This window comes from Micromonospora sp. NPDC023966 (assembly GCF_040639095.1).
Taxonomy (GTDB): domain Bacteria; phylum Actinomycetota; class Actinomycetes; order Mycobacteriales; family Micromonosporaceae; genus Micromonospora.
The window spans coordinates 18,039-37,702 of the sequence record NZ_JBEZZJ010000022.1; the positions used below are offsets into that span (position 1 = coordinate 18,039).

Below are 19,664 nucleotides of genomic sequence, written 5' to 3' on the forward strand. Positions count from 1 at the left end.
CCCATCATGACCAACCTGGCCATCGCGGCGAACGGGCTGCGCAAGTCCTACGGCGACAAGATCGTGCTCGACGGCGTCGACCTGGCCGTCCCCGAAGGAACGATCTTCGCCCTGCTCGGCCCGAACGGCGCCGGCAAAACCACCGCCGTCAAGATCCTCTCCACCCTCATCTCCCCCGACCGCGCCTCCGGGGACCTGCGGGTCGGCGGCCACGACCTCGCCGCCGACCCGCAGGCGGTACGCGCCGCGATCGGCGTCACCGGCCAGTTCTCCGCCGTCGACGGCCTGATCACCGGCGAGGAGAACATGCTCCTCATGGCCGACCTGCACCACCTGTCCAAGCGCGACGGCCAGCGCACCGCCGCTGAGCTGCTGGAGCGCTTCGACCTCACCGACGCCGCGAAGAAGCCCGCCTCCACCTACTCCGGCGGCATGAAGCGCCGCCTCGACCTCGCCATGACCCTGGTCGGCAACCCGCGGATCATCTTCCTCGACGAACCGACCACCGGCCTCGACCCCCGCAGCCGCCACAACATGTGGCAGATCATCCGCGAGCTCGTCTCCGACGGCGTCACCGTCTTCCTCACCACCCAGTACCTGGAGGAGGCCGACCAGCTCGCCAACCGGATCGCCGTGCTCAACGACGGGAAGATCGCCGCCGAGGGCACCGCCGAGGAGCTCAAGCGGCTCATCCCCGGCGGACACGTCCAGCTGCGCTTCGAGGACCCCGCCGCGTACGAGCGGGCCGCCGGCGCGCTGGGCGAGACCGTGCGCGACGACCAGGCGCTGACTCTGCGGGTCCCCAGCGACGGCACCCAGCGCGAGCTGCGCGCGATCCTCGACCGGCTGGACGCCGCCGACGTACACGCCGCCACCCTCACCGTGCACACCCCCGACCTCGACGACGTGTTCTTCGCCCTGACCGGCGGCGCCCGCGTCCCCCACCAGGCCAAGGAGGCCGTCCGATGAGCTCCCTCTCCCTCGCCGTCCGCGACTCGTCCACGATGCTGCGCCGCAACCTCCTGCACGCCCGGCGCTATCCGTCCCTCACCCTGAACCTGCTGCTCACCCCGATCATGCTGCTGTTGCTCTTCGTCTACGTCTTCGGCGACACGATGAGCGCGGGCATCGGCGGTGCGGACCGCTCCGAGTACGTCGCGTACCTCGTCCCGGGCCTGCTGCTGATGACCATCGGCAGCACCGTGATCGGAACCGCGGTGTCCGTCTCCACCGACATGACCGAGGGCATCATCGCCCGCTTCCGCACGATGGCGATCCACCGCGGCTCGGTGCTCGTCGGGCACGTGGTCGGCAGCGTGCTGCAGTCGGTCCTGAGCGTGGTCCTCGTGGGCGCCGTCGCCGTGGCCATCGGCTTCCGGTCCACGGGTGCCGGTGTCCTGGAGTGGCTCGCGGCGTTCGGGCTGCTCGTGCTCTTCGCCATGGCGCTCACCTGGATCGCGGTCGGCATGGGCCTGGTCAGCCCGAACGCCGAGGCCGCCAGCAACAACGCGATGCCGCTGATCCTGCTGCCGCTCCTGTCCAGCGCCTTCGTCCCGGTCGACGCCATGCCCGGCTGGCTCCAGCCGATCGCCGAGTACCAGCCGTTCACGCCCGCCATCGAGACCCTGCGCGGTCTCCTGCTCGGCAGCGGGATCGGCCACAACGGGTGGCTCGCGGTCGCCTGGTGCCTGGGCCTCGCGGTGCTCGGCTACTTCTGGGCGACGTCGAAGTTCAACCGCGACCCGAAGTAACCGCCAGCACAGCTCGCCCCCGATCAGGGCGGCCTACTCCGACACCACGTCGGCGTACGCCGCCCTGTCGGCGTTCTCAGCCAAGCGCCATCCGGATCTTCCAGCAGCTCGGCGGGGCGTTCGGCGGGGCGGTGCTGGCCGTGGTGCTCCAACGGCAGCTCGCCGGCCAGGCCGACGCGGCCGGACGGGCCGCCGCGTTCGGGGCGACGTTCTGGTGGGTGCTCGGGTGCACGCTGCTGGCGGCGCTGCCCGCGCTGCTGCTCAGCGCCGTCGCCAGGGCCACCACCGGCGGCGGGCCGGCGCGGCGGGGACGTGCTCGGGGCTCGCCGCCCGGGCCACTCGCTCGGCTGCGGCCCGCTCCCGGGCGGCCCGCCAGTCGCGGACCACCTCGTCGGCGTTGACCGGGCGGACCGCCACGCGCGGGCCGGTGGGGGTGCGCAGCCAGGCCACGACCTCCGCGTTCAGGGCGGCCACGTACCCCCGCACCGACTCCTCGGTGGGCAGGTCGCGGACCTCCTCCGGGAGCTTCTCGATGCGGCGGCGCAGTTGCAGCGGAGTGGGTAGGAGCAGGTCGCCGGGGAGCTGCTCGCGCTCCAGGAAGCTCCGGATCCACCAGCCCTCGTCGTAGGGCAGGTCCCGACCCGGGATCGGCTTGCCCGCCCCCGGCAGGTTGTCGAACTCGCCGCGCTCCTGGGCCGAGCGGATCTGCGCCTCGACCGCGGCCTCCCACGCTGTCGTCACCGCCGTCACCTCCCCTACCCACCGTATCCGCCGGTCAACGACCTGGTTCAGCGCCCGACGGGACCTGGCTGTTCCCGTCCGGCGGTCCGCGGTGGCGCGGCGTACCGTGCTGGTGGGCCGGCGGGCGGCCCGTACCCCCGGGCGGGAAGGATCACCGGCGTGCGCGACTGGCTCATCGGCCTCGGGGTCGCGGTGGCCTGCCTGCTGGCCAGCTGGGCGCTGCTGGTGCTGCTGGCCCGGCGGCTGCCGCCGGGCATCCTGCGTGATCTGGCCGCCTTCATCCCCGACTGCCTGACCACGGTGCGGCGGCTGCGCCGCGACCCCCGGGTGCCGCGCCGGGCCAAAATCGCCATCGTGTTCGCCGGGCTCTGGCTGGCCAGCCCGATCGACCTGATCCCGGAGTTCCTACCGGTCATCGGCCCGCTCGACGACATCGTGGTGGTGGCGCTCGCGCTGCGCTACGCCGGCCGGCAGGTGCCCCGGCAGGTGCTGCTCGACGCCTGGCCGGGCGAGCCCCGGCTGCTGCTGCGCCTGCTCGGCCCGGCGCCGGCGACCGGACCGGGCACCGAGGGACCCGAGCGCTGAGCAGCCTGCCGGCCGCCGTCAGGGTTCAGGGCAGCAGGCGGACATGCCGGTGACCGTCGCGCGGGAACGGCGGCCGGGCCGGCAGCACCTCCGCGAATACGTACCCGCTCTTCTCCGCCACCCGGCAGGACGCCGGGTTGTCCACCTGGTGCAGCAGTTCCAGGCGGGTCAGGCCGCCCGCGGCGAACCGGGCGGAGGCCCAGCCGGTGACCGCCGCCACGGCCCGCGGCGCGACCCCGCGCCCCCGGGCCGACGCGGCCGTCCAGTAGCCCACCTCGGCGGCCGGCCGTCCCGGGGTGACCTCCTTGAGCACCACGTTGGCCACCAGCCGCTCCCCCTCGGTCGTGGGCTCCAGCACCGCGAAGCTGAACCGGCGGTCGGCCGCCCAGCCCTGCCGGCTGCGGCGCAGGAACGCGCGGGCCTCGGCCCGCGTGGTCACCGGGTAGCTGGTCCACGAGCGCAGCACCGGGTCCCGGTATGCGGCCAGCAGCGCCTCGGCGTCGTCGTCGCGCCACGGTCGCAGCAGCAGGCCGGGGGCGGAGGAGGTGGCGGGGGCGTGGAGCACGATCGGCATCCCGGTAGTGTCGCCCGTCACGCCGCCGTCCGGCGAGCCCGCCCTGGCGCGTCGTACCGCCCGCGTAGGGTCCGGGCAGGACGGACGGCGGGGAGGACGCATGGTCACGGTCGGCGCGCTGGTGGGGATCGCCCTGGTGGCGTTGGGTCTGGTGCTCACGCCCGGCCCGAACATGGTCTACCTGGTGTCCCGGTCGGTCACCCAGGGGCGGCAGGCCGGGCTGGTGTCGCTGCTCGGCGTGGCCGTCGGCTTCCTGGTCTACCTGGCCGCCGCGGTGGCCGGCATCGCCACGGTCTTCGTGCTGGTCCCACCGCTGTACACGGCGGTGAAGCTGGGCGGCGCGGCGTACCTGCTGTGGCTGGCCTGGCGGACCCTGCGCCCGGGCGGGCGGTCGGCGTTCACCCCGGCGCCGCTGCCGCCGGACCGCCCGCGGCGGCTGTTCACCATGGGCCTGGTCACCAACCTGCTGAACCCGAAGATCGCCATCCTCTACGTGTCGCTGCTGCCGCAGTTCGTCGACCCGGCGCGCGGGCACGTGGCGGTGCAGAGCCTGCTGCTGGGGCTGACCCAGATCGGCATCGCGCTGACCGTGAACGGGTTGATCGTGCTCACCGCCGGCACGGTGTCGGCGTTCCTCACCCGGCGGCCCGCCTGGGCGCGGGCCCAGCGCTACGTGATGGGCACCGTGCTGGCCGGGCTCGCGATCCGGATCGCCGCGGACCGCTCGCGCGCCGCCGTCGCCGCCCCCTGACCGGTACGCCGGGCTGCCCGATCAGAGGTTGTCGGGCTGGGTGAGCGCCGGGTGGCGTTCACCCGGTGCGGCGTACCAGGGCTGGGGGTCCTCGCGCAGCGCGGTGCCGATCCGCAGGTGGGACCAGTCGTCCAGCTCGGGCAGCTCGTCCGGGGCGAACCAGCCGACCGCGAGGGATTCGTCACCGTCGGCGGTGGCGGTGCCCCCGATCGCCCGGCAACGGAACCACACGTTGAGGAACTCGCAGGCGTCCCCGTTGGGGTAGACGACCGGATGGGTGGCCACCCCGCCGATCCGCTCGATCTCGATCTCGACGCCGGTCTCCTCGCGGACCTCGCGGATCAGCGCGTCGGCGGGCTGCTCGCCGGGGTCGACCGTGCCGGCCGGCACCGACCAGCGGCCGTTGTCACCGCGGCGGGCCAGCAGCACCCGCCCGGACTCGTCGGTCACCACCGCGCTGACCCCGTACAGCATCAGCAGGTCGGATCCGATGTGCCGGCGCATCCGCGCGATGTAGGGCGAGACAGGCATGGCGGCACCCTACCGGCGGGCCTCCCGGTGCCGCCGGAGCATGCCGGCGGCCAGCGGCGCACCGTCCAGGTCGCCGGCGGCCAACCGCCCGGCGACGGTACGGCGCACCAGCCGGTCGGCCAGCGCGGGCGCGTGGCGGGCCAGGGCCAGCTCCAGCCGGCCCCGTCCGGTGGTGGCCACGTCCCGGGGCGCCCGGCGGGCGGTGGCGGCGCGCAGGATCGCCGCGACGACCCCCTCGACGGGTTCCAGCCGCGACACCCCGTTCAGTGACAGCCCGGCCTCGGCGGTGCTGTCGTGGATCGGCGAGGCGACCATGCTCGGGTAGACGACGCTGACCCCGACATGGGTGCCGACCTCGTGGCGCAGCGCGTCGGCGTACGCGACGAGGGCCCGCTTGCTCACCCCGTACGCGGCCGCGAGGGGCAGCGGCAGCACGGCCATCCGGCTGGCCACGAAGACCACCCGGCCGCGGGTCGCCTCCAGTGCGGGCAGCGCCGCCGCCGTGGTGCGCCAGGCGGCGAGCAGGTTGACCTCCAGTTGCCGGCGGACCACCTCGTCGGGGGGCAGCTCGGCCGGGGCGGGTCCGCCGACGCCGGCGTTGTTGACCAGCAGGTCCAGGCCGCCGAGCCGGTCCACGGCGGCGGCCACCGCGGCCGGCACGGCGGCCGGGTCGGTCAGGTCGCAGCCGAGCACCGGCATGTCGCCGCTCTCGTCCGGGTGCAGGTCCAGCCCGACGACGCGGGCGCCCGCGCCGGTCAGCGCGGCGCACAGGTGCCGCCCGAAGGTGCCCCGCGCGCCGGTGACCAGCACCCGCCGCCCGGCCAGCCCGCTCACCGTCGCACCTGCGCGCGACGCCGCCCGGCGGTCAGCTCCCGCTGCAGCTCGGTCAGGTACGCGTCGAAGTCGACCCGCATGTGCGGCCGGCGCTGCCCCCACCGGGTGGTGGCGGCGCGCAGTTCGGCTCGGCAGACGGCGGCCTGCCGGGCCCGGTCCGGCGGGGCCCAGGTGCCGGCGAGCCAGCCGGCCACCAGCCGGGCCTGGGCCTCGACCAGCGGGAACGCCGCGCCGGTGGACTGCATGAGCCCGACGAAGGCCAGACCGGGGGCGTCCAGGTGGAACACGTGCCGGTAGAGGGGTAGCCGGTCGGCGCCGTCGCCGAGCAGCTCGGGGTCGAGGAAGGGCACCTCCACCCGGTAGCCGGTGCACCAGATCACCAGGTCCACCTCGTCGGCACGGCCGTCGGTGAACTCGACCCGGTCGCCGGCGAACCGGGCGATGCCGGGACGGGCCTGGATGTCGCCGTGGGTGAGCCGGGACAGCAGCCCGTCGGAGAGGGTGGGGTGGTCCTGGAGGAAGCCGTGGGCGGGAGCGGGCAGCCCGTACCGGGCGGGTGGGCCGACGGTGGCGGTGAGCATGGTCTGGCTGATCCGCTGCCGCAGCCGCCAGGGCAGCCGGCGGGCGAGCGCCCCGTTGAGGGTGTCGGAGGGGCGACCGAGCAGGTACTTCGGCACCACCCAGACCCCGCGGCGCAGCGACAGCAGGGTGCGCGAGGCGGCGTACGAGGCGTCGACGGCGATGTCCATGGCGGAGTTGCCGCCCCCGACCACCAGCACCCGCCGGCCGGTGAGCTGCTCCGGGCCCCGGTAGTCGTGGCTGTGCAGCTGCTCGGCGGTGCACCCGTCCGGGTACGGGTCGGGCCGCTTCGGCACCCGGTTGTGCCCGTTGGCCACCACCACCGCCTCGACGTCGAGGTGGACCGGCCCGTCCGGTCCGGTGGCGTGCACGGTCCAGCCGCCCGCCGCCGCCGGGGTGACCCGCTCGACGGTGTGCCGCAGCCGCACGGCGTCGTGCAGCCTGAACCGGTCGGCGTAGTCGGCGAGGTAGCCGGCGATGCGGGTGTGGTCCGGGTAGTCGGGCCAGTGCGCCGGCATCGGGTGGTCGGCGAACTGGGTGCGCCCCTTGCTGGTGTTCAGGTGCAGCGTCCGGTACGCCGGCGAGCCGGGCGACCCGTACACCCAGAGGCCGCCGACCGTGTCGGCGGTCTCGAACGCGACCGCCGGCACGCCGGCGTCGGCGAGCGCCTTGAGGGTGGCCAGTCCGGCTGCGCCGGCGCCGATGACCGCCACCCTGGGCTGCGCCGTCATGCCCGCCTCCTAAATCCAACGACCGCTGGATAATCCCCGGCGGGCGGCGGCCCGTCAAGGGGTGGCCGGCGGGTACAGCCCATCGAGGAAGCGGTGCACGAAGGCCCGGAACTCGCGCCGCTCCCGGGCGCCGGAGCCGTGCTGCGCGGCGAGGGCCACCACGTGCCCGTGCACCGCCCAGACCAGGCTGCGCACGGTGACGTGCGGGGCCGGCTCGACCAGGGCGCCGCCCGCCGCGGCGGCGGCGAGCAACTCCTCGACCAGCGCGTAGAGCGGGGCCGCGTACCGCTGGTCGAGGTCGGCGTGCCGGTGCGGCTCCAGCCAGCGGCGCAGCCACAGCGCGGTGGTCTCCGGCCGGTCCTCGAGGAAGTCGACGAACACGTCGACCAGGTCGTGCAGCGCGCGCAGCGCGTCGGCCGGCCCGGCCGGCAGGGCCGCCCTTGCGCGCTCACCGGCCGCCTCGATGACCTCCCGCTCCGCGGCGAAGACCCGGGCGAAGCAGGCGTCGTAGAGCTGCGCCTTCGTACCCGTGTGGTGGGCGACGGTGGCCACGTCGACGCCCGCCGCGGCGGCGACGTCGCGCAGGCTCACCGCGTCGAAGCCACGCTCGGCGAAGAGCGCGGTGGCGGCGGCGAGCACCAGGTCGCGGGTGGGTCGCTGGTCGTCGCGGCGGGGCCGGCCCGGTCGGCGGCGGGGCATGGTCATCCCGCCATTGTTCCCCCTACAATCCAGCATCCGTTGGATTGGGGCGGCGTGCCCCAGGAGGAGGCGGCGATGACCGGGCTCGACCAGCGGCGGCGGGCCGCCGCCGCCCTGCCGCGCGGCCCACTGGTCGGCTTCGCCGCCGGCTCGCTCGGCATGGGCGTCTGGGTCACCGTGCCCGGACTGCTGCTGCTCTACTTCCTCACCGACGTCCTCGCGGTCGCCCCGTGGCTCGCGGGGCTGAGCCTGCTGCTGCCGAAGATCGCCGACGTGCTGCTGCACCCCTGGATCGGATACCGCTGCGACGTCGAGCAGGCCCGCCGCGGCCACCGGCGGCGGCTGCTGCTGACCGGCTGCGCCCTGCCGCCGGCGTTCGCCGCGCTGTTCGCGGTGCCCGGCGGGCTGAGCGGCCCGGCCGCCGCGGCCTGGGTAGCGCTGTTCTTCGTCGCCGGGAACCTGCTCTTCGCCGCGTACCAGGTGCCCTACCTGGCCACCCCGGCGGACCTGCGGATCGGCTATCACGAGCGGACCCGGCTGATGGCCTTCCGGATGGTGGTGCTCACCCTCGGCATCCTGGTCTCCGGGCTACTCGCGCCGCTGCTGGCCGGTGGCGACGACGCCACCCGCGGCGGTTACCTGCGGATGGCGGCGCTGCTCGCGGTCGGGATGCTCGCCGCCATGGCGATCGGCGTCGCCGGGATCGACCGGCTGCGCCGCGCCGCGGCCGTGCCGGCGCCGCCGCACCCGGCGGGCGGGTGGCGGGCCCTGGCGGCGAGCCTGCGCGATCGGCAGTTCCGCTGGCTGGTCGGCGCGTACCTGGCCATGTCGACCACCACTCACCTGGTGCTGGCCGGGGTGCCCTACTACGCCGAGTACGAGCTGGGCCGCCCGAAGCTCACCACGGTGCTGGTCGCCGCGTTCGTCGCGCCGGCGCTGCTGGTGACCCCGGCCTGGCTGGCCGTGGCCCGGCGGTTCGGCAAGCAGCGGGCGCTGCTCGCCGGGCAGCTGGCCTTCGCCGCCGGCGCGCTGGTGCTGGCCGTCGGCCGTCCGGCCGGGCTGCCGGTGCTGGTCGCCGCCGTGGCGGTGCTCGGGGTGGCGTTCGCCGGGATGCAGCTGCTGCCCTTCTCGATGCTGCCCGACGTGATCCGCGCCGCCGACACCGACCGGGCCGGCACGTACACCGGCGTGTGGACCGCCACCGAGGCCACCGGCGCGACGCTCGGCCCCTACGCCTACGCGCTCTGCCTGGCCGCCGGAGGCTTCGTGGCCTCCGCCGCCGGGCAGACGGTCACCCAGTCGCCGGGCGCGCTGGCGGCGATCCGGTACGGCTTCGGCCTGCTGCCCGCCGCCGTGATGGTGGTCGCGGTGCTGCTGCAACGCCGCTACACCCTCGACCGCGCGGCCCGCGCCGACGCCGGCCGCCAGGTTGCCGACTGACGGGTCGGGCCGCACGGCGACCAGGCCGTGATTCGCACCGGGCCGTCGGCGCCGTCGTGACCCGCGGCAACTAGACTTCGCCGCCGATGGACGCCGAGCCCGCCCCCGAGACCCGCCCCTGCGCCCACTGTGGACGGGACGTGCCGCAGCGCGCCGGCGCCGGCCGGCCCTTCCGGTACTGCCGGGACAACGACGGCGCCTGCCAGCGGGCGTCGCGCAACTCCCGGATGCGCCACCGCAACGCCCCCGGCCTGCCCGGGCAGGTGGCCCGCACCTGGGAGGCGGTGGACCGGCTCGACCAGATCGTGGAGACCCTCACCGACGCGCTGCACGCCGAGCTCTCCCCCGCCGGGGTGGAGCGGCAGCTCGCCGAGGTCCGCGCCGAGACGGCCGCCCAGGTGGCGGCGGCGCACACCGAACGCGACGAGGCCCGCCGGGACGCCGAGGACGCCGCCGCGGTCGCCGCCCGGGCCCGCCAGGAGGCCCGGGCGGCGCTGGCCGAACGCGACGCCGCCCGGGAGCGGGCCGACCGGGCCGAGGCGGAGTCCGCAGCGGCCACCGACCGGGCCCGGTACGCCGAGGCGGCCCGGGACGAGGCCCGCGGGGAGGCCGGCGCCGCGCAGGCGCTGCGGGTGCAGGCCGAGCGGGACCGCGACGCCGCCCGCCACGAGCTGCGTACCGTGCGGGCCGAACGCGACGGCGAGCGCCGGCGGGTCACCGACCTGACCGCCGAGCGGGACGCCACCCGGGGCGACGCCGAGCGGGCCACCCGCTCGGCCGGCGAGGCGCTGGAGCGGGCCGAGCGGCTGCGCGCCGAGGCCGACCGGGCCCGCGCCGAGGCCGAGACGGCCCGCGCGGACGCCGCCGAGGCGCGGCGGACCGGACAGGCGGCGGCCGAGCAGGCCCGCGCGGAGGCCGCGGAGGCGCGGCGGATCGGGCAGGAGACGCAGGTCGCCCGGGACCGGGCCGAGGCCGGCCGGGCGGAGGCCGTCGCGGCGGCCACGGCCACCCGGGAGGAGCTGGCGGCCCGCGCCGCCGAGCGGGACGCCCTCGCCGCCGACCTGGCGGCCGCGCGGCAGGCCGCCGCCGCCGTCGAGGCCCGGCTTGCCGAGCTGACCGCACGGCTGGCCGCGGCCGAGGCCGACCGCGACGCCGCCCAGCGGCGGGCCGGTCAACTCGCCGACCAGGTCAGCGACCTGGCGTCCGCCCTGGCCCGGCTCGGCTCCCGCACCGGCTGACGCCACCGTCGCGCCGCCGGCCCACCGGCCACGAGCTGGGACGGGAGAGCGGAAGGTGACCTCCGCGGAGCATGATCAGGGCGTGGGTAAGACGTACGAGCGCATCGACGGCCGGCTGCGGAGCTTCATCGAGACGCAGCCGATGTTCTTCACGGCCACCGCCCCCCTGTCCGGCGACGGCACCATCAACCTCTCCCCCAAGGGCCTGCGCGGCTCCTTCGCCGTGCTCGACGAGCTGACAGTCGCCTACCTGGACTTCGCCGGCAGCAACGCCGAGACCGTCGCGCACCTGCGGGAGAACGGCCGCATCACGCTGATGTGGTGCGCCTTCACCGGCCCGCCGAACATCGTCCGCGTGCACGGGCGGGGCGAGCCGGTGTTCCGCGACGACCCGCGGTGGCCGGAGCTGCTCCGGCACTTCCCGGACATCGACCCGGACCCGCACGGGCTGCGGGCGATCGTCGTGGTCCGCGCCGAGCTGATCCGCGACACCTGCGGCTACGCCGTGCCGCTGATGACCTACGAGGCCGACCGGGACCTGCACGGGCGGCGGTTCGCCCGGGAGGACGACGCGTCGCTGAGCGCGTACTTCGCCGGCAAGGAGCATGTGACGACCAGCATCGACGGGCTGCCCGGCCTGCCGCTGCCGCTGCCGCCGACCCCGGCGAGGTGAGCCCCGGTCAGTGGATGCCGGCCATCAGCTGCCGGATCTGCCGGGTGAACATCACCGCGGCCAGCCCCAGCACCACCGAGGCGAGGCCGAAGGTCAGGAAGTACGTCGGCTCGGACCAGGTGTCGGCCAGCCGCGCCACCTGACCACCGATCGCGTCGCCGACGGCGGTGGCGAGGAACCACAGGCCCAGCATCTGGCTGGCGTACTTGACCGGGGCGAGCTTCGTGGTGGCCGACAGGCCCACCGGGCTCAGCGCCAGCTCACCGGCGACCTGGATCGCGTACACCGCCACCAGCCACCACGGCGAGACCAGGTCGCCGCCGACGGCGGCCTGCGCGGCGGCGGCCATCAGCACGAACGACAGGCCGTTGAGCACCAGGCCGACGGCGAACTTCATCGGCGTGGACACCCGGTGCCCGAGCTTCAGCCACAGCCAGGCGGCCAGCGGCGCGCCGATGATGATCAGGATCGGGTTCACCGACTGCAGCCACGACGCCGGGAAGGTGAAGCCGGCCACGTTCCGGTCGGTCTGGTCCTCGGCGAAGATGTTCAGCACCGACCCGGCCTGGTCGTAGATCAGCCAGAACGCGGCGGCGAAGACGAACAGCCACAGGTACGCCTTCATCCGGCTGCGCTCGGTGGCGCTGATCTCCCGGTCGGTCAGGATCCGCGCGAAGTACGCGACGGTGACCAGCACGGTGACCAGGGTGAGCAGGTTGACCACCGTGTTGACGGTGAAGAGCCCGACCAAGGCGAGCACGGCCAGCACGACGAGCACCGCCACCGTGACCACGGCGATGCGGGTCAGCGCCCGCCGCCGGTCCGCGCCGAGCAGGGGGTCGGCCGGTCGGGCGCCGGCGTCACCGAGGTTGCGCCGGCCGAGCGCGTACTGGAGCACGCCGAAGGTCATGCCGATCGCGGCCGCGCCGAAGCCCAGGTGCCAGTTGATCCGCTCGCCGAGGAAGCCGGTGATCAGCGGGGCGATGAACGCGCCCAGGTTGATGCCCATGTAGAAGATCGAGAACCCGGCGTCGCGGCGCGGGGAGTCCCGGTCGTAGAGGTCGCCGACCATGGTGGAGATGTTGGGCTTGAGCAGGCCGGTGCCGAGCACGATCAGCGTCATGCCGGCGAACACGCTCCACCGGGCCGGGACCGCCATCACGTAGTGCCCGGCGGCGATCACCACGCCGCCCCAGAGCACGCTGCGCCGCGCGCCGATCAGCCGGTCGGCCACCCACCCGCCGGGCAGCGCCATCAGGTACACCATCGCGTTGTAGGTGCCGTAGACGGCGTTGGCGGTGGACTCCCCGATGGCCAGCCCCTCGTCGGCGACCGACGCGGTCAGGTACAGCACCAGGATGGCCCGCATGCCGTAGAAGCTGAACCGCTCCCACATCTCGGTGAGGAACAGGGTGGACAGCGCCCGGGGGTGACCGAAGAAGGTCTTCCCGCCGGGTGGTCGGGCATCGACCGGCGCGTCACTGGTCATCGTCACCTCCGCACACGTGGAGGCGGCTAACATCCCCGTTGGCGGTCGAAACACTCCACCGATTCGGCCCGGCCGGGGACGACCCCGCCGGGCAGCTGTCATGACCGGCTACTCTTGAGGATCCCGACCCCACGCCGGCCCTGTCGGCGTGGCCGGGAATGGGCCGGCGGTGACGGACCGTTACACCTGAAGACAGCACCACGAACGAGGGGAAGTCGATCATGGGCGAGCGTATGCTGCGCGGTAGCCGGCTGGGCGCAGTCAGCTACGAATCCGACCGCAACACGGAGCTCGCGCCGCGTCAGACCCGCGAGTACCTCTGCGCGAAGGGGCACCAGTTCGAGGTGCCGTTCGCCGTCGACGCCGAGGTTCCGACGACCTGGGAGTGCAAGTTCGACGGCAGCGTCGCCCGCCTGGTCGACGGCAACGAGCCCGAGCAGAAGAAGGCCAAGCCGCCGCGTACCCACTGGGACATGCTGCTGGAGCGGCGCTCGATCGCCGAGCTGGAGGACATCCTCGCCGAGCGGCTCCAGGAGGTCCGCACCCGCCGCGGTCGCGCCTGAGCACCCGTAACGACGCCAAGCGCCCCCGGGATCACCCCGGGGGCGCTTCGTCATGTCTGTCCGGTTTCACCGGCCGGGTTCGACGATCTCCCCCTCGATGGCCCGGCCGGGCTCGGTGACCGGCTGCGGCTGCGGGGCCGACGTGGGCTGCGGCGCGCCCCGGCGCACCCGCACCCGGCGCGGCCCGAACAGGTCACCGGCGACCATCGACGACACCCGGCGCTCGGTGGCCCGGCGCACCCCGGCGCGGGCCAGCCGCCGCACCGGCGGCACCAGCAACAGCAGCCCCACCACGCCGCTGACCAGGCCGGGCAACGCCAGCAGCAGCGCACCGAGCAGGCCCACCAGGCCGTCGGTGACCTGCTGCCCCGGCGGCTGCCCGGATTCCACCGCGGCCCGGAAGCCGCGCCAGGCCCGCAGGCCCTCCCGGCGCAGCAGCACCAGGCCCAGCAGCGAGGCCGCGAACACCAGCAGCACCGCGAACCCGAACCCGACGCCCCGGCCCACCAGGACGAACACGGTCAGCTCCAGCAGCGCGAGCAGCAGCAGAGCCGGTGGTACGTACTTCAGTCCTCGGCGCATCTCACCTCATCCGCACGGCGGTGTCATCACGCCCTTCCAGCATGACACGTCCGCGCTCACGGCCAGCGGGCCAACGCGTCCGGGCGGCGGGCCGACGCCCGCCGGTCCCGCAGCCCCCAGGTGGTGATCCGCCACAGCGCCTCGGCCACGATCAGCGGGCTCATCTTGCTGTCGCCGTGCTCCCGCTCCGCGAAGGTGATCGGCACCTCGACCATGCGCACCCCGGCGCGGTGCGCCAGCCGGGACAGCTCCACCTGGAAGGCGTACCCCTGGGAGCGCACCGAGGCCAGGTCGATGGCGTCCAGCGCGGCCGACCGGTACACCCGGTAGCCGCCGGTGGCGTCGGAGACCGGCACGCCCAGCGCCAGGCGCGCGTACAGGTTGCCGGCCCGGGACAGCAGCAGCCGCCGCAGCGGCCAGTTCAGCACCCGCGCGCCGCGGGTCCACCGGGAGCCGATCACCATATCGGCGTCGCGGGCGGCGTCCAGCAGCGCCGGCAGGTCCTCCGGGGCGTGCGAGCCGTCGGCGTCCATCTCCACCACGGCGTCGTAGCCGCGCTGCCGCGCCCAGGCGAAACCGGCCAGGTAGGCCGCGCCGAGCCCTTCCTTGCCGGGGCGGTGCAGCACGTGCACGTGCGGGTCGGCGCCGGCCAGCCGGTCGGCGATGGCGCCGGTGCCGTCGGGACTGTTGTCGTCGGCGACGAGGACGTCCACCCCCGGCGCCGCCGCCCGCACCCGGGCGACGATCCGGTCGACGTTCTCGGCCTCGTTGTAGGTGGGAATGACCACGAGGACCCGTCCCACCCCGGGATGGCCGACCGTGCGCTTGTCGGCTACCAAGCCCACCGTGTACCGCCTCCCGCTCGTCGTCCCTATTCCGGGCTGACCTCCCGCCGGCGGCGCAGCACGGCCGCGCCGGCCAGGGCCGCGACGGCGAGCGCCGCGAGGGAAACCTCCGGCCACACCCCCGCCGTCGTGGCCGGGGTACGTCCGTCGCCGAGTCGCATCTGCCGCACCACCACCGCGGCGGTGTTGAACCCGGTCGCCCCGTCTACCCGCCCGTCCGGGGAAACGAACCCGGACACCCCGACCGTGGAGGCCATCAGCGCGGCGCGACCGTGCTCGACGGCGCGCAGCCGGACCATGGCCAGCTGCTGGCGGGCCTCGGCCACGTCGAAGGTGGCGTTGTTGGTCTGCACCACCAGCAGCTGCCCGCCGCCGGTGACGGTGTCCCGGACGATGCCGTCGTAGGCGACCTCGAAGCAGATCACGTCGCCGAGGGTGGCCGCGCCGGTGTCCAGCACGCCGGGGGTGCTGCCGGGGACGAAGTCGGAGCGGACCCGGTCGACCTCGGAGCTGACCATCCGGGCGATCTCGCGCAGCGGCACGTACTCGGCGAACGGCACGGGGTGGCGCTTGGTGTAGAGCTGGTCCAGGTCGGCGCCGCTGCCGGGGCGCCACAGCAGCCCGGCGTTGCGGACCTGACCCTCGCCGGGGCCGAGCAGCACCGCGCCGACCAGGATCGGCGCGCCGATCGCGTCGGCGGCCTGGGTGATCCGGTCGCCGGCGCCGGGGTTGCGCAGCGGGTCGATGTCGCTGGAGTTCTCCGGCCACACCACCAGGTCGGGGCGGCGTTGTGTGCCCGCGGCGACCTGTTCGGCCAGTTTCAGGGTGGCGTCGACGTGGTTGTTGAGCACCGCCTGCCGTTGGGCGTTGAAGTCCAGCCCGAGGCGGGGCACGTTGCCCTGGACGATGGCGACGGTGACGGTGTCGCCGCCGCCGCGTACCCCGGCCGGCAGGGCGGGGCCGGCGGCGAGCACCGCGGCGAGGGCGGCGGCGAGCCCGGCCACCGGACGCCACAGCCCGGCGGGGTGGCGCCAGTCCCGCCAGGCGAGGGTCAGCAGGATCCCGCCGGTGAGCGCGACGGCGAAGGTGACCAGCGGGGCGCCGCCGAGCGCGGCCAGCCGCAGCAGCGGGGAGGTGTCCTGGCTGAACGCCAGCCGCCCCCACGGGAACCCGCCGAACGGGGTGCGGTCGCGCAGCGCCTCCTGCCCCACCCACAGCACCCCGGTGACCAGCGGCCACGCGGCGCGGTGCCGGTCGACCAGCGGGGACCCCCAGGCGGTGGCGGCGCCGAGCAGCGCCAGGTAGCCGGCCTGGAGCAGCGAGAGCAGCAGCCACGGCACGTAGCCGGTGTGCAGGTTGGTCCACTCCAGCAGCGGCGCGAACAGCGCCACCCCGGCGAGGAAGCCCAGCCCGGCGCCGGCGCGCAGCCGCCGACGGTGCGCCGCGGCGGCGAGCAGCGCCACACCGGCCGGCGCGAGCGGCCACAGCCCGTACGGGGGGAAGGCGACCAGCAGCGCCAGACCGGCCAGCACGGCCGCCGGGACGGCCAGTTTCAGCGGCAGGGGACGCCCGCCGTCGCCCGGGCGTGCCCCGTCGGTGGCACGCGCTTCTTCCCGGTCGAGCGTCGTCACCGGCACCTCACCACGATCACGCGCCGAAGGCTACCCGGCCGGGCGGGCCGTCGACCCGTCCGGGCGGGCTCACTCGGGCAGCCGGATGACCGGCAGGTCGTCGTCGCCGTAGTGGGCCTCGCCGGTGAGGATCGGGGCGTCGTGGTCGAGGCAGGCCAGCACGGTGGCGGCCAGGTCGACCCGGCCGGTGAAGCCCCGCCAGTACGCCAGTTCCTGCCACGATCCGCCCGCGGTGGCCAGCACGGCGCAGGCGTCGAGGGCGAGCAGGCGCCGCAGCGCCGCCCGGTCCTTCGGGTCGTCGACGGCCGCGTACGCCTCGGCGGCGGCGACCGCGGTCACCCCGAAGCGCACGCCGTCGGCGATCACCTCGTGCAGCGTCTCTCCCACGTGCACCGACCCGGCCAGGTACGCCAGCAGCGCCGACCGGTCGAGCAGCAGCCGCACGGGCGGGGCGTCGGGGTCGCTCACGCGGCGGTGACCCGGCCGGCGGGATCCTCGTCGCCGGCGGTGGCGTGCCGCACCCGCTCGCGGATCGCCTGGTAGCGCTCGGCCGACCAGGCGACGTCGACGGCGGCGCGGGCCGCCCGAGCCCGGGCGACCCCCTCGTCGGTGACCGCGATGCCCTGATGGGCCAGTTCGGCGTCGAGGGCTTCCCGGCGCATCAGCGCCCGCGCGGCGTGCACCAGGAAGGCGCTGGCGTTGGGTTCCCGTTCGAGGCGTTCGGCGACGTCCGGCGGGACCGAGATCGACAATTTCCGCACCGCTCCGGTCATACCAGCAAGCATAACCGGTGGCACCGCCGTGCCGGGGCCCGCCGACCGGGCGCGGCGGCACGCATCCAGGGATTTACCTGGTTGAGCCGGGGGTACATCGGCAGGCGGACCTACCCGAGGGAGGTGTCCGGTGAGACTGCGTGATTCGGCGGCGACCGCGCTCGCCCTCCTGCTCACCCTGACCGGTTGCGGTGTGGCGGGGGACCTCGTCGGCGGCCACGCGGACGCATCGCCGACGCCGGACTCCGCGCAGGCGCTGCGAAACGCCGCCGAGGCGCTGGACCGTGCGCCGTACAGCTTCCAGTTCCGCACCCACGACACCATCGGGGTGGGAGCGGTGGACGGCAGCGACGGCTGGCTGCGGTTGCGGGCCGTCGGGGGCGACGCCGGCAAGGTCCGCCTGACGTTCGAGGTGCTGCACCGCGACGGCGAGCACCTGGCGCGCAGCAATCCGCTGACCGGGGACCGGTGGACCCGGATCGACGTGCGCAAGGTCGACCCGGCGGCGCGCGCCCGCCTGGAACGGTTCGGCGACCCGGCGCACGCGAGCGACCTGTTCGCCGGCATCGCCTCCGCCGAGCCGGCCGGGACCGGCCGCTACCGCGGCACGCTGGACTTCACGCGGGTGCCAGACGTGGACACCAGCGGGCTGGTGGACGAGGAGCGCCTCGCCGCGCTCACCGAGCAGCAGCGGGCGGCCGTCGCGTTCGAGGCCACGGTGGACGGCCAGCAACGGCTGCTCGGCCTCCGGTTCACACTGCCGGCCGCCGGCGGCGAGCCCGAGCAGTCGTCGGAGATCAGCTACTCGGGGCACGGATTCAAACCGGATCTCGGCGCGCCGTTCGAGGGCCGGATCGATCCCGCCCCGGCCGCCGTCTACGAGGTCCTCAACGACTGATCGCGGGGTGACGAAAATCGGGGCGCGGCTGACGCCGCGCCCCGATGCTCCCAGGCCCTTCCCGGCCGGTGGGGCGAGGACGATCGACGCCGACCTTCGGACCGACCCGACGTGGACTGGCTGCCCCCGCCTGGCCGTTGTCTACTGGCCGTGCCTCTCACCCTGCCCGTACACCGGTAACCGCAGCCGGTTCGCGCCGCCCCGCCGACCCCCGCCCGCTGGACCTGGCCGCCGCAACCTTCCGGTCGCTCGGCCAGCGGACGAAGGGACGAAGCGAACAACAGCCGCTTCCCGTGGTAGGACTCAAAGACGGTACGGCGTGCACCCCCGCCGCTGTCAACCCACCCGGGCCTGTCGTGTGTTGCAACACGGCGTGTCGCGTCGGCGCGTCTCGATGCGTGCGCGGTCGGCGACGGCTCAGCCGGCCAGGTGCCGGCGCAGCAGCGCCGCCGCCGCGCCGGGGTGCTCGGCGGCGAGCAGCCCACCGGCGGCCAGGACGTAGTCGACATCGACGACGGCGCGCGCGGCGCGGGGCAGCGGCCACCCGCCGGCGTGGTCGCCGAGGACCGCGGCGAGGACCCCCGCGGCGTCGTCGGGCGCGGCGTGCCGCAGCACCCCGCCGGAGCCGACCATCAGCTTCACGTCGCGCAAGTCCCGGCCGGCGCGTTCGCCGGTGGCGGCGCCGCGGGCGTGCCGGCGCAGCGCCACCGTCGCGGCGAGCGCGGCGATGCGCCGGTCGGCGGCCCGGTCGGCGTCGTCGGCGGGCAGGAAGCCGGGGTCGGCGGCCCGGACCGCCGCCGCGGCGGCCAGGTCGTCCTCCTCCCCGCCGCCGAGGAGGCGTTCCTCGGCGGCGGCGCGGACCACGCCGGGGGCGCTCCACCGCATGCCGAGGTCCCCTTCGACGGTGCGGGCCCGCCACAGGGTGCCGGCGACCTCCTGGCTGGGGCCGCTGTCGCGCTCGTCGGGGGTGAGCACCGAGTACACGTCGGTGGTGGCGCCGCCGACGTCGACGACGGCCAGGTCCCCGCCGAGGGCGTCGGCGAGGACCTCCACCCCGGTGAGCACCGCGTCGGGGGTGGCGGCGCGCACCAGGCGGGCGAAGCGGCTGCCGCGGGACAGTTTCTTGCCGCCGATGACGTGCCGCAGGAACACCTCCCGGATCGCGGCGCGGGCCGGCGCGGGGGTGAGCACCCCGATGCGGGGCAGCACGTTGCCGGCGGCGGTGACCGGCACTCCCGCCGCGGCGAGCAGGGCGTGCAGGTCGTCGCGGACGTCGGCGTTGCCGGCGAGCACCACCGGCACCCGCCAGCGGGCCCGGGCCAGCCGGGTGGCGTTGTGGGCGAGCGTGTCCGCGTCGCCGCCGTCGGTGCCCCCGACGAGCAGCACCACGTCGGGGCGGGCGGCGCGCAGCGCGGTCAGGTCGGCCGCGCCGAGCCGCCCGGCGGCCACGTGCACCACGTTCGCCCCGGCGGACAGCCCGACCCGCCGGCCGGCCTGCGCGGTGACCAGCGGCTCGTAGCCGATGACGGCCAGCCGCAGGCCACCGCCGGCCGACGAGCACACGTACCAGGGCAGGTCCCGGGCGGGCAGCCCGGCGGTGGCGGCGCCGACCGCCGCGTCCAAGCCGTACAGCACGTCGGTGCCGACGGTGGTCGGCGCGGCCGCCGCGGCGACGAGCCGCGCGCCGTCGAGGTCGACCACCGCCGCCTTCGTGTACGTGGACCCGACGTCGGCGCAGACGGCGAGGTTCACGCGG

23 protein-coding genes are annotated in these 19,664 nt (G+C 75.4%); 9 read left to right on the forward strand and 14 right to left on the reverse strand.

All coding sequences use genetic code 11. The features are described from left to right. The first annotated feature begins 6 nt into the window (after positions 1-6). Both AB0F68_RS24300 and AB0F68_RS24305 read left to right on the forward strand, forming a co-directional pair. The gene (locus AB0F68_RS24300; protein ID WP_357342047.1) at positions 7-969 is read left to right on the forward strand and encodes an ATP-binding cassette domain-containing protein; all 963 of its coding nucleotides are present in this window, start codon (positions 7-9) and stop codon (positions 967-969) included. Further along, complete coding sequence (locus tag AB0F68_RS24305; RefSeq protein ID WP_357342049.1) at positions 966-1,751, forward strand: ABC transporter permease; 786 nt, start codon at positions 966-968, stop codon at positions 1,749-1,751. The genes AB0F68_RS24300 and AB0F68_RS24305 overlap by 4 nt, the downstream gene beginning before the upstream one ends. Positions 1,752-1,827: 76 nt before the next feature. Here the strand turns inward: AB0F68_RS24305 and AB0F68_RS24310 are convergent, their stop codons facing one another. Continuing rightward, on the reverse strand, positions 1,828-2,034 hold the full coding sequence (locus AB0F68_RS24310; protein WP_357342051.1) for a hypothetical protein: 207 nt from the start codon (positions 2,032-2,034) through the stop codon (positions 1,828-1,830). Continuing rightward, complete coding sequence (locus tag AB0F68_RS24315) at positions 2,013-2,492, reverse strand: DUF1992 domain-containing protein (RefSeq protein WP_357342053.1); 480 nt, start codon at positions 2,490-2,492, stop codon at positions 2,013-2,015. The genes AB0F68_RS24310 and AB0F68_RS24315 overlap by 22 nt, the downstream gene beginning before the upstream one ends. Positions 2,493-2,651: 159 nt before the next feature. Here AB0F68_RS24315 and AB0F68_RS24320 point away from each other — a divergent pair, with 159 nt between their 5' ends. Then, positions 2,652-3,077: a DUF1232 domain-containing protein gene (locus AB0F68_RS24320; protein ID WP_357342055.1), complete on the forward strand. Its 426-nt coding sequence runs from the start codon at positions 2,652-2,654 to the stop codon at positions 3,075-3,077. A 25-nt stretch (positions 3,078-3,102) separates the two neighbouring features. On the opposite strand, the gene AB0F68_RS24325 is transcribed toward AB0F68_RS24320, so the two are convergent. Further along, entirely contained in the window at positions 3,103-3,651 is a 549-nt protein-coding gene (locus tag AB0F68_RS24325; RefSeq protein ID WP_357342057.1) for a GNAT family N-acetyltransferase, read from the reverse strand. Between the two features lie 100 nt (positions 3,652-3,751). On the opposite strand from AB0F68_RS24325, the gene AB0F68_RS24330 reads away from it, so the two are divergent. Beyond that, positions 3,752-4,402: a LysE family translocator gene (locus tag AB0F68_RS24330; RefSeq protein ID WP_357342059.1), complete on the forward strand. Its 651-nt coding sequence runs from the start codon at positions 3,752-3,754 to the stop codon at positions 4,400-4,402. Positions 4,403-4,423: 21 nt separating this feature from the next. Here the strand turns inward: AB0F68_RS24330 and AB0F68_RS24335 are convergent, their stop codons facing one another. The 4 genes from AB0F68_RS24335 to AB0F68_RS24350 are packed head-to-tail and all read right to left on the reverse strand — an operon-like array spanning position 4,424 to position 7,776. Beyond that, the gene (locus AB0F68_RS24335; protein ID WP_357342061.1) at positions 4,424-4,933 is read right to left on the reverse strand and encodes an NUDIX domain-containing protein; all 510 of its coding nucleotides are present in this window, start codon (positions 4,931-4,933) and stop codon (positions 4,424-4,426) included. A 9-nt stretch (positions 4,934-4,942) separates the two neighbouring features. After that, positions 4,943-5,767, reverse strand: a complete 825-nt coding sequence (locus AB0F68_RS24340; RefSeq protein ID WP_357342063.1) for an SDR family NAD(P)-dependent oxidoreductase — start codon at positions 5,765-5,767, stop codon at positions 4,943-4,945. Next, entirely contained in the window at positions 5,764-7,077 is a 1,314-nt protein-coding gene (locus tag AB0F68_RS24345; RefSeq protein WP_357342065.1) for an NAD(P)-binding domain-containing protein, read from the reverse strand. Before AB0F68_RS24345 ends, AB0F68_RS24340 begins: the two co-directional genes overlap by 4 nt. 54 nt (positions 7,078-7,131) lie before the next feature. Beyond that, positions 7,132-7,776, reverse strand: coding sequence for a TetR/AcrR family transcriptional regulator (locus AB0F68_RS24350; RefSeq protein ID WP_357342208.1), 645 nt, complete (start codon positions 7,774-7,776; stop codon positions 7,132-7,134). A 75-nt stretch (positions 7,777-7,851) separates the two neighbouring features. On the opposite strand from AB0F68_RS24350, the gene AB0F68_RS24355 reads away from it, so the two are divergent. The 3 genes from AB0F68_RS24355 to AB0F68_RS24365 all read left to right on the forward strand — a co-directional run bounded on the left by AB0F68_RS24355 (position 7,852) and on the right by AB0F68_RS24365 (position 11,127). Further along, complete coding sequence (locus AB0F68_RS24355) at positions 7,852-9,216, forward strand: MFS transporter (protein ID WP_357342067.1); 1,365 nt, start codon at positions 7,852-7,854, stop codon at positions 9,214-9,216. 86 nt (positions 9,217-9,302) lie between these two features. Next, positions 9,303-10,454, forward strand: coding sequence for a hypothetical protein (locus AB0F68_RS24360; protein WP_357342069.1), 1,152 nt, complete (start codon positions 9,303-9,305; stop codon positions 10,452-10,454). A gap of 82 nt (positions 10,455-10,536) precedes the next feature. Further along, the gene (locus AB0F68_RS24365; protein ID WP_357342071.1) at positions 10,537-11,127 is read left to right on the forward strand and encodes a pyridoxamine 5'-phosphate oxidase family protein; all 591 of its coding nucleotides are present in this window, start codon (positions 10,537-10,539) and stop codon (positions 11,125-11,127) included. 7 nt (positions 11,128-11,134) lie between these two features. On the opposite strand, the gene AB0F68_RS24370 is transcribed toward AB0F68_RS24365, so the two are convergent. Further along, complete coding sequence (locus tag AB0F68_RS24370; protein WP_357342073.1) at positions 11,135-12,616, reverse strand: peptide MFS transporter; 1,482 nt, start codon at positions 12,614-12,616, stop codon at positions 11,135-11,137. A gap of 221 nt (positions 12,617-12,837) precedes the next feature. Here AB0F68_RS24370 and AB0F68_RS24375 point away from each other — a divergent pair, with 221 nt between their 5' ends. Beyond that, entirely contained in the window at positions 12,838-13,179 is a 342-nt protein-coding gene (locus AB0F68_RS24375) for an RNA polymerase-binding protein RbpA (RefSeq protein WP_007460094.1), read from the forward strand. A 66-nt stretch (positions 13,180-13,245) separates the two neighbouring features. Here the strand turns inward: AB0F68_RS24375 and AB0F68_RS24380 are convergent, their stop codons facing one another. From AB0F68_RS24380 to AB0F68_RS24400, 5 genes are all read right to left on the reverse strand, one after another. Beyond that, on the reverse strand, positions 13,246-13,761 hold the full coding sequence (locus tag AB0F68_RS24380; RefSeq protein WP_357342075.1) for an FxsA family protein: 516 nt from the start codon (positions 13,759-13,761) through the stop codon (positions 13,246-13,248). A gap of 56 nt (positions 13,762-13,817) precedes the next feature. Continuing rightward, complete coding sequence (locus tag AB0F68_RS24385; protein WP_357342077.1) at positions 13,818-14,606, reverse strand: polyprenol monophosphomannose synthase; 789 nt, start codon at positions 14,604-14,606, stop codon at positions 13,818-13,820. Between the two features lie 26 nt (positions 14,607-14,632). Then, complete coding sequence (gene lnt, locus AB0F68_RS24390) at positions 14,633-16,237, reverse strand: apolipoprotein N-acyltransferase (protein ID WP_357342211.1); 1,605 nt, start codon at positions 16,235-16,237, stop codon at positions 14,633-14,635. A 69-nt stretch (positions 16,238-16,306) separates the two neighbouring features. Further along, on the reverse strand, positions 16,307-16,705 hold the full coding sequence (locus AB0F68_RS24395; RefSeq protein WP_357342079.1) for a hypothetical protein: 399 nt from the start codon (positions 16,703-16,705) through the stop codon (positions 16,307-16,309). Further along, a complete protein-coding gene (locus AB0F68_RS24400; protein WP_357342081.1) occupies positions 16,702-17,010 on the reverse strand; it encodes a hypothetical protein in 309 nt (102 codons plus the stop codon). Before AB0F68_RS24400 ends, AB0F68_RS24395 begins: the two co-directional genes overlap by 4 nt. A 130-nt stretch (positions 17,011-17,140) precedes the next feature. On the opposite strand from AB0F68_RS24400, the gene AB0F68_RS24405 reads away from it, so the two are divergent. Further along, a complete protein-coding gene (locus AB0F68_RS24405) occupies positions 17,141-17,908 on the forward strand; it encodes a hypothetical protein (RefSeq protein ID WP_357342083.1) in 768 nt (255 codons plus the stop codon). 417 nt (positions 17,909-18,325) lie between these two features. Here the strand turns inward: AB0F68_RS24405 and AB0F68_RS24410 are convergent, their stop codons facing one another. Further along, a complete protein-coding gene (locus AB0F68_RS24410; RefSeq protein ID WP_357342085.1) occupies positions 18,326-19,660 on the reverse strand; it encodes a glutamate mutase L in 1,335 nt (444 codons plus the stop codon). Positions 19,661-19,664: the final 4 nt, after the last annotated feature.

Bases quoted from the DNA above. Each gene is read 5' to 3' on its own strand.
- AB0F68_RS24300 (WP_357342047.1), top strand. From the start codon at position 7: ATGACCAACCTGGCCATCGCGGCGAACGGGCTGCGCAAGTCCTACGGC.
- AB0F68_RS24305 (WP_357342049.1), top strand. From the start codon at position 966: ATGAGCTCCCTCTCCCTCGCCGTCCGCGACTCGTCCACGATGCTGCGC.
- AB0F68_RS24325 (WP_357342057.1), bottom strand. From the start codon at position 3,651: ATGCCGATCGTGCTCCACGCCCCCGCCACCTCCTCCGCCCCCGGCCTG.
- AB0F68_RS24330 (WP_357342059.1), top strand. From the start codon at position 3,752: ATGGTCACGGTCGGCGCGCTGGTGGGGATCGCCCTGGTGGCGTTGGGT.
- AB0F68_RS24335 (WP_357342061.1), bottom strand. From the start codon at position 4,933: ATGCCTGTCTCGCCCTACATCGCGCGGATGCGCCGGCACATCGGATCC.
- AB0F68_RS24345 (WP_357342065.1), bottom strand. From the start codon at position 7,077: ATGACGGCGCAGCCCAGGGTGGCGGTCATCGGCGCCGGCGCAGCCGGA.
- AB0F68_RS24350 (WP_357342208.1), bottom strand. From the start codon at position 7,776: ATGCCCCGCCGCCGACCGGGCCGGCCCCGCCGCGACGACCAGCGACCC.
- AB0F68_RS24355 (WP_357342067.1), top strand. From the start codon at position 7,852: ATGACCGGGCTCGACCAGCGGCGGCGGGCCGCCGCCGCCCTGCCGCGC.
- AB0F68_RS24360 (WP_357342069.1), top strand. From the start codon at position 9,303: ATGGACGCCGAGCCCGCCCCCGAGACCCGCCCCTGCGCCCACTGTGGA.
- AB0F68_RS24370 (WP_357342073.1), bottom strand. From the start codon at position 12,616: ATGACCAGTGACGCGCCGGTCGATGCCCGACCACCCGGCGGGAAGACC.
- AB0F68_RS24375 (WP_007460094.1), top strand. From the start codon at position 12,838: ATGGGCGAGCGTATGCTGCGCGGTAGCCGGCTGGGCGCAGTCAGCTAC.
- AB0F68_RS24380 (WP_357342075.1), bottom strand. From the start codon at position 13,761: ATGCGCCGAGGACTGAAGTACGTACCACCGGCTCTGCTGCTGCTCGCG.
- AB0F68_RS24400 (WP_357342081.1), bottom strand. From the start codon at position 17,010: ATGACCGGAGCGGTGCGGAAATTGTCGATCTCGGTCCCGCCGGACGTC.